This window comes from Nonomuraea sp. JJY05, from assembly GCF_043496855.1.
Taxonomy (GTDB): Bacteria; Actinomycetota; Actinomycetes; order Streptosporangiales; family Streptosporangiaceae; genus Nonomuraea.
This window is the reverse complement of sequence record NZ_JBIEIS010000045.1, coordinates 100,210-106,681: the sequence shown is the minus strand read 5'-3', so window position 1 is coordinate 106,681 and position 6,472 is coordinate 100,210. Positions and strand designations below refer to the sequence as shown.

Here is a 6,472-nt window from a genome sequence, read left to right as displayed (position 1 = left end):
TCCGGCCAGGACCTGGCGCATCCGCTCCAGCCCCGCCTGTGACAGGCCGGGCCGCTCGCGCTCTTCCCAGCGGCCCTTGGTGTCCCAAGCGCCCTTGGTGTCCCAGGTGCCCTTCATGTCCCAGCTCGTGCTCTTGGACATCAGTTATCTCCCCGCGCTGCGTACGGCGTTCCCTGCATGCGAACACTGTACTCACAGGGAACGGTGTACGCAAGAGAAGTACGCGGCGGGGGCGGTCAGGCGGTCCGGAGGCCCGCCGGGCTGAAGATCGACGCGGCGAGGCTCTGGATGAACCGTGCGAGCAGGGCCTCGAGGAGCATCATGGCGGCCTTGGCGAGCAGCGAGGCCAGGAATTCGGACAACTCTCTACCTCTTCATCGAAACTACGCTTCAAGTCAGATTTGGGTAGAAAGATGTATATACGGTGATAATTCGGATGTCCATAGGGTGAACAGCAGATGACTATCCCGGAGCGTTCGACCGCTCGATCCTGGCCGCCACCAGGGCCGTCGCCCCGGCGCAGCCGAGCGCGATGCCCCACGCCAGCGGCCCTACGGGCTGGCAGCCGAAGAGCTGGCTGAGGCCGGGCACGGAGACGATCACGCCCAGCGCCACCAGGGACGACACCGCGGCGAGCACCACCGTGCGATCCCGGCCGCCCAGTGCCAGGGTCTGCAGCAACTGCGCCGCCACGAGGCCGATGAGCCCCACCGTATCGGCCCGCCCCCGGGTGCCGGTCATCCGGGCCAGCACCCAGGACGCGCCCGCCGCCACGGCCGTCGTGATGGCGCGCAGGTAGATGTCCCTGGTCAGCGCGGCGCCCAGCGACGCCTCCGGGCCCTCGGTCAGCAGCTTCTCGGGGCTGCTCGCGGCGCTCGGCGGCCTGATGGCCACCGCCATCGCGGGCAGCATGTCCGTGAGCAGGTTGACCAGCAGCAGCTGGCGGGCGTTGAGCGCGCTGCGCCCGGTGAGCAGGCTGGACCCGAGGGTGAAGGCGATCTCACCGACGTTGCCGCCGAGCAGGATGCCCAGCGCGTCGCGCACGGAGGCCCACATGGCCCGGCCCTCCACGATCGCGTCGATGATCGTCTCGATGCGGTCGTCCACCACGACGATGTCGGCGGCGGCCCTGGTGGCCGGCGCGGCGCGCGACCCGAGGGCGACGCCCACGTCGGCGAGCCGGATCGCGGGCACGTCGTTGGCGCCGTCGCCGGTCACGGCCACGACCTTGCCGGCCTTGCGCCAGCAGGTGACGATCCGGGCCTTGTGCTCGGGCGTGACCCGGGCGAACACCGCCACCTTCGGCAGCTCCTCGGCCAGCGCGTCGTCGTCCAGCTGCTCCAGCTCCGGCCCGGTCATCACGCGCAGGCCGTTGAGGGCGCCGATCTCCGCGGCGATGGCCTCCGCCGTGCTGGGGTGGTCGCCGGTGAGCATGGCGACCCGTACGCCGGCCCGCATCAGGTCCTCCACGCTGCGCTTGGCCGTTGGGCGCACCGGGTCCGCCAGGCCCAGGAACCCGAGGAAGCGCAGGCTCTCGATGCGCGACTCGTCGAGGTCGGCGCGACTGGAGGCCGGGCGCTCGGCGACGGCGAGCACGCGGTAGCCGCGAAGGGCGAGCCGGTCCACCTCCTCCTCCAGCTGCCGCCTCATCCGATCGTCCAGCGGCACGGCCTCCCCGTCGATGACGATGCTCGTCGAACTGGTGAGCACGATCTCGGGAGCGCCCTTGACACTCAGCAGCTGTCCCGCCTCCGACCGGCCGAGCACGGCGTGGTAGCCGCGGGCTGGCTCGAAGGGCAGCTCGTCCACGCGGTGCCACGTACGCAGCCCGTACCTCGGGGTGACGCCGAGCTTGCCGGCGCCCTCCACGATCGCGCGGTCCGTGGGGTGCGGGATGGCCCGCCCGCCCTCGAACCTGGGCCCCGCGCGCAGCGCCGCGCCCACGATGGCGCGCAGCTGTGGCGTGGCCTCCTCCACCGACTGCTCGGTCCGTCCGTCCGACACCCGCCGCAGGCTGATGTGGCCTTCGGTGAGGGTCCCCGTCTTGTCGAAGCAGAGCACGTCCACGCGGCCGAGCGCCTCGATCGTGGACGGGTTGCGCACCAGCGTGTTGTGGGCCGACAGCCGCTTGGCCGAGGCCAGCTCGGCCGCGGTGGCGACGAACGGCAGGCCCTCGGGGACCGCCGCCACCATCATGCTCACCGCCGGGGCCAGCGCCTGCGACAGCGCCGACCCGCGTACCAGCTCGATGACCATCAGGAGGAGGCCGGAACCGAGAGCCGCCGGGAGGATCCGGCGGCTCAGCGCGCGCAGGCGCAGCTCGACCCCGCTCGGTGGCGGGCCCTCCTGGCTGAGCCTGGCGGTCCTGCCCGCCTCGGTGGCCGCTCCGGTGGCCACGACCACGGCGAACCCGTGGCCCGCCGCGACGGTCGTGCCCTCGTAGACCATCGAGGTGCGGTCCGCGACGGCGGGCGCCGCGGTCGGCGTGTCCGTCTTGGTGACGAGCTGCGACTCGCCGGTGAGGGTCGACTCGTCGATCTCCAGCCCGGCCGCCTGGATCAGCCGCCCGTCGGCCGGTACGGCGTCGCCGGCGCGCAGCTCGATCACGTCCCCGGGCACCAGGTCGTCGGCGAAGCCCGCCACGGAGCCCGTGGGACGGTGGATCCGTACCCGGACGGCGGTGGTCTCGGTGAGGCGGTGCAGCGCCCGCGCGACGTTGCGCCGTTGCGCGCCGCCGAGCAGGGCGTCCACCACCATCACGCCGCAGATGAGCACGGCGTCCAGCGCGGAGCCGACCCCGGCCGACACGCCCGCTCCCGCGGCCAGGACCGGGCTCAGCGGGTTGGCCAGCTCGTGCACCGTCGCGCTGACCAGGGATTCGGGGCCGGCCGCCGCGGGCCGCTCCGGGCCCGTCCTGCGGCGCGCGGCCTCCGCCTCGCTCAGCCCTTCGGGCGAGGTGCCGAGCCGGGCCAGGACGTCGCGGGCCGCCATGGCGTGCCAGGGCGTGTGGTCGGCGAGTATCGGCGCGGGCCTGTTCCCGGCGCCGCGTCCGGTCCACTCGCCGACCGTGAGGGCGACGAGCGCCGTGCAGTCGCGGGCCAGGTTGGCGCGTCCGACGGCGATCGCGGCCGGTCCGAGGAGCGCCAGTCCGGTGCCGGCGACCGAGCCGGCGGCCGCCACGAGCACCCCCCGGACGCTCGCCTTCCTGGCCGACGCCAGGCACTGCAGCAGCAGGTGCACGCCTTCGAGACCGCCCATCACATCGGCGTCCCACGGGACCCGCCGTGCCCCCTCGAGCACCCCGATGCCCAGGTCGGCCTGGCGCAGCCCGCTCCGCCCCCGCTGCGAGACCACGGCCACGCCGTGGCCCTCCGCCTGCAGCGCCCGCACGGACGCGCCCAGCCTCTGCCCGTTCTGGACCTCGCGGTCCACGCCCAGCCGCTTGGCGAGGGCGGGATCGCCGCCGGCCAGGACCACCTCACAGGCGCCCCGCGCCGCCGCGACCAGGGCCTCGGCGAGCGGATGCAGCTCGGGGACCAGGTGGACCAGGGCGATCGGAGTCCCGTCGCGTTTCACCATGACGGTGGCAGGGTCCTGGGGCTCGGCGGTCCATCCGTCGCGCTCGCGACGGGCCGAAGGGTCGGCGAGGTCGATCAGCGCGTAGAGCCGGGTGTACAGATCGTCCCTGTCCATGTCGGGGCCGAGCGAGGACACGGCGTCGATCGCCCACGCGCCCGTGGTGAGCAAGCCGGCGTCGAGGACCACGGTGTCGATGCGATCCATGCGGACGAGGACGTCGCGGTTGAGCACGATCATGCCGCGCCCCGCGAGAGCGCGGGCGACGGCGCTGGCGTAGGCCTCCCTGCCGAGGCTCGCGGCCTTGGGGATGCCGGCGATCAGCATGGACAGGCCGCGCTCGCGGTCGCTGCTGAGCACCGTGGTGAGGCCGAGCCCCGCCAGCGACATCGCGCTGGCGGCATCGGCGTAGCGCTCCACGGGCCCGTGGGGGAGCCGGGCCGGGCGCGGCGACGCGGCGGCCCTGGTGTGGCGGTACGCCCCCCTCACGGCCGCGAACTGCTCCTCGCGCTGTTCCCACGCCTTGAGCCCGGCACGCGAGTCGATGTACCGGCCGGCCGCGGCGACCGAGTCGACCAGCAGGGACATGGGCCGCATGGCCAGCGTGTGGGAGACGACCCGGGTCACCGCGACCACCGCGTCCGCGCCGGGCTTGCCGATGCGCTCCTCCAGCTCCCTGCGTACGCGGGGGGTGTGCTCGGCCAGCGTGAGGAGGCCGGGCACGGCCGTGGACAGCCGCGGGACGCCGGCCAGCCGGCCGGCCAGGGCGAGCCCGGTGCCGGCCAGGTGCAGGCCGAGGCTGATCAGGGCGCGGTCCCGCTGCTCGGCGCCGTCCCGGGCGGGGGCGGCGGCGCCGTCCCCGTCCTCGTCGAACTCCTCCACGACGGCCACGAGCTTGTCCATGTCGTCCGTCGTGACGTCGCAGGCCACGAAGACGCTGCCGAGCGCCCCGTTCACCTCGGCGCGCGGCGCTCCCACCGCTTTGAGGCGATCTTCCAGCTCGCGGGCGCGCCGCTCGGTGCGCGGGCCGCCGATGTTGCGCAACTCGATACGAGCTCCGCCCGGGCACGGCTGAACCCGGCGGGAGCGCGGGAGGACGCTCCGCACCGGCTCCGGGAACATGTTCAGCAGCGTGCCAGCGTTGAGCAGGCCGAACAACGCCATGTGGTCTCCCGTCTACGGCGTCGTGGTCACCTGCTCGGTGCGGTGCTCTTTCGCCTGCTTGTCGAGCTCGAGGTCGAGGTGGTCTTCCTGGTGGTGGCGCCGGAGGTCGCGGCCGGCTTGCGCGTGGTGCTTCCCGTGGTGCTTCTCGTGCTGCCGGTCGTGCGGCCGGTCGTGGACGCCGCCGGCTTGGCGGCCGTGCTTGCGGTGGTGCCGCTGGTCGTGCTCCTGCTCGTGCCGGTCGCGCCGCCGGTCGTGGCGGTCCTGCGCCTCGTGGTGGTTCCCGTCGTCGTGGACGGCTTGGCGGCGGTGCTTCTGGTCTTCCGGGTGCCGGTGGTGCCGGTGTCGCCCGCGGTGCCGCCGGTTGTGGCGGCCCTGCGCCTGCCGGTCGTGGTGCCGGTGGTCGTGGTCCCGGCCGTTCCCCGCCGCGTGGCGGTCGTGGCCCGCTTGGTCGTCCCGGTCGTGGTCCGCCTGCTCGGGGTCGTGGTCTCCCCGGCCGCGGGCTCCCTGGCCGGTGTGGTGGTCGGGCGCGGCCGGCCGTACGCGGTCCGCGGCAGTCCCCGCCGCGCGAGCATCGTCCCGGCGCCGATGGCGGCCGCGACGGGCCATTCGAGCACCCCGACCGCGGCGAGCGCGCCGAGCGCTCCGTAGTAGGCCATGCGTTCGGGTGGAGGGAGGAATGTCCGGGCGACGTCGACGTAGTGGCCGAGCTCCTGCTTGCTGACACGTGGCATCGGGATGTTCGGCATGGGGATGCGTGGCATCTGCATCTGCGGCATCTCGATGTGTGGCATTTCTATGTGCGGCATCCGCATTTCGGGCTGCCGGACCTGGATGCCGAGCATCGGCAGGTCCAGGCTGAACCGCTTGGTGCCATTCCCGTCGGGTCCGGCGGTCGTGCGCCCTCGCGGCTGGGTGACGGCCATGATCCCTCCTAGCAGGACGCGAATTCCTCTATATGTCCCTATCCACGGCTCGGGTCCTCTATTCCGGACTAGAGAGATTTGGGGATTTTTGCTGTCCCTTATTTATTCCTTTGGCAAAGCCCAGGTCAGGACGAGGATGATCGTGCGCCCGCGAATCCCTCGACCACGCGGCGGACCTTGCTCACGGCCTCGTGGTCGCCGAGGCGCAGCGCGGTGTTCGCCGCCATGAGCACCGCGTCGATCTGGAAGGCCGCGAGCTCGGCGTCCAGGCCGGCGATCTCGCCGGCGGCCACGGCGTCGCGCAGTTCGCCGGCGATGAGCGCCAGCCAGTCGCGGTGGTGGCCGACGAGCGCGTCGCGCACCGGCCCCGGCCGGCTGTCGAAGTCGGGGAGGTTGGCCGCCCAGAAGCAGCCGCCCGCGAACAGGGGCGTCTCGGCGTAGGAGATCCAGCGCTCGGTCAGCGCGCGCAGCCGGGCCACGCCGTGCGGCACGTCCGAGACGGGCCGGATGACGGCGTCGCGGAACGCCTCGCGCGCCGAGGCGACGGTGGCGAGCTGCAGCTTCTCCTTCGTCCCGAAGAGCGTCGCGACCCCGCTCTTGCTGAGCCCGAGGTCGGTGGCCAGCCGGCCGATGCTGAGCCCGTTTAGCCCTTCCAGCGACGCGACGTCCACGGCATGGCGGGTGATCGTCTGCCTGGCCCGCGCACCGCGCAGGAGGCGCTGGTCGGAGATCGCGGCCGCCGCGGGGGCGGGTTGCTCTAGCTCGCTCATGAGCCCTCATCATGTCACTTGCCTTTAAGTACGAACGAT

Annotated in this window: 5 protein-coding genes; 2 read left to right on the top strand and 3 right to left on the bottom strand. The window is 73.1% G+C overall.

Annotation, left to right across the window (positions count from 1 at the left end; genetic code table 11):
- Nucleotides 1–236: 236 nt before the first annotated feature.
- Nucleotides 237–362, bottom strand: a complete 126-nt coding sequence (locus ACFKCF_RS48375) for a hypothetical protein (RefSeq protein ID WP_394502331.1) — start codon at nt 360–362, stop codon at nt 237–239.
- Nucleotides 363–462: 100 nt separating this feature from the next.
- On the bottom strand, nt 463–4,740 hold the full coding sequence (locus ACFKCF_RS48370) for an HAD-IC family P-type ATPase (RefSeq protein ID WP_394502329.1): 4,278 nt from the start codon (nt 4,738–4,740) through the stop codon (nt 463–465).
- A 42-nt stretch (nt 4,741–4,782) separates the two neighbouring features.
- Here ACFKCF_RS48370 and ACFKCF_RS48365 point away from each other — a divergent pair, with 42 nt between their 5' ends.
- Nucleotides 4,783–5,388 (top strand): hypothetical protein, encoded by a 606-nt coding sequence (locus ACFKCF_RS48365; RefSeq protein WP_394502328.1) that lies wholly within the window; start codon nt 4,783–4,785, stop codon nt 5,386–5,388.
- Between the two features lie 50 nt (nt 5,389–5,438).
- Nucleotides 5,439–5,675: a hypothetical protein gene (locus ACFKCF_RS48360; protein WP_394502326.1), complete on the top strand. Its 237-nt coding sequence runs from the start codon at nt 5,439–5,441 to the stop codon at nt 5,673–5,675.
- Between the two features lie 113 nt (nt 5,676–5,788).
- On the opposite strand, the gene ACFKCF_RS48355 is transcribed toward ACFKCF_RS48360, so the two are convergent.
- Entirely contained in the window at nt 5,789–6,433 is a 645-nt protein-coding gene (locus ACFKCF_RS48355; RefSeq protein WP_394502324.1) for a TetR/AcrR family transcriptional regulator, read from the bottom strand.
- Between the last annotated feature and the right edge of the window lie 39 nt (nt 6,434–6,472).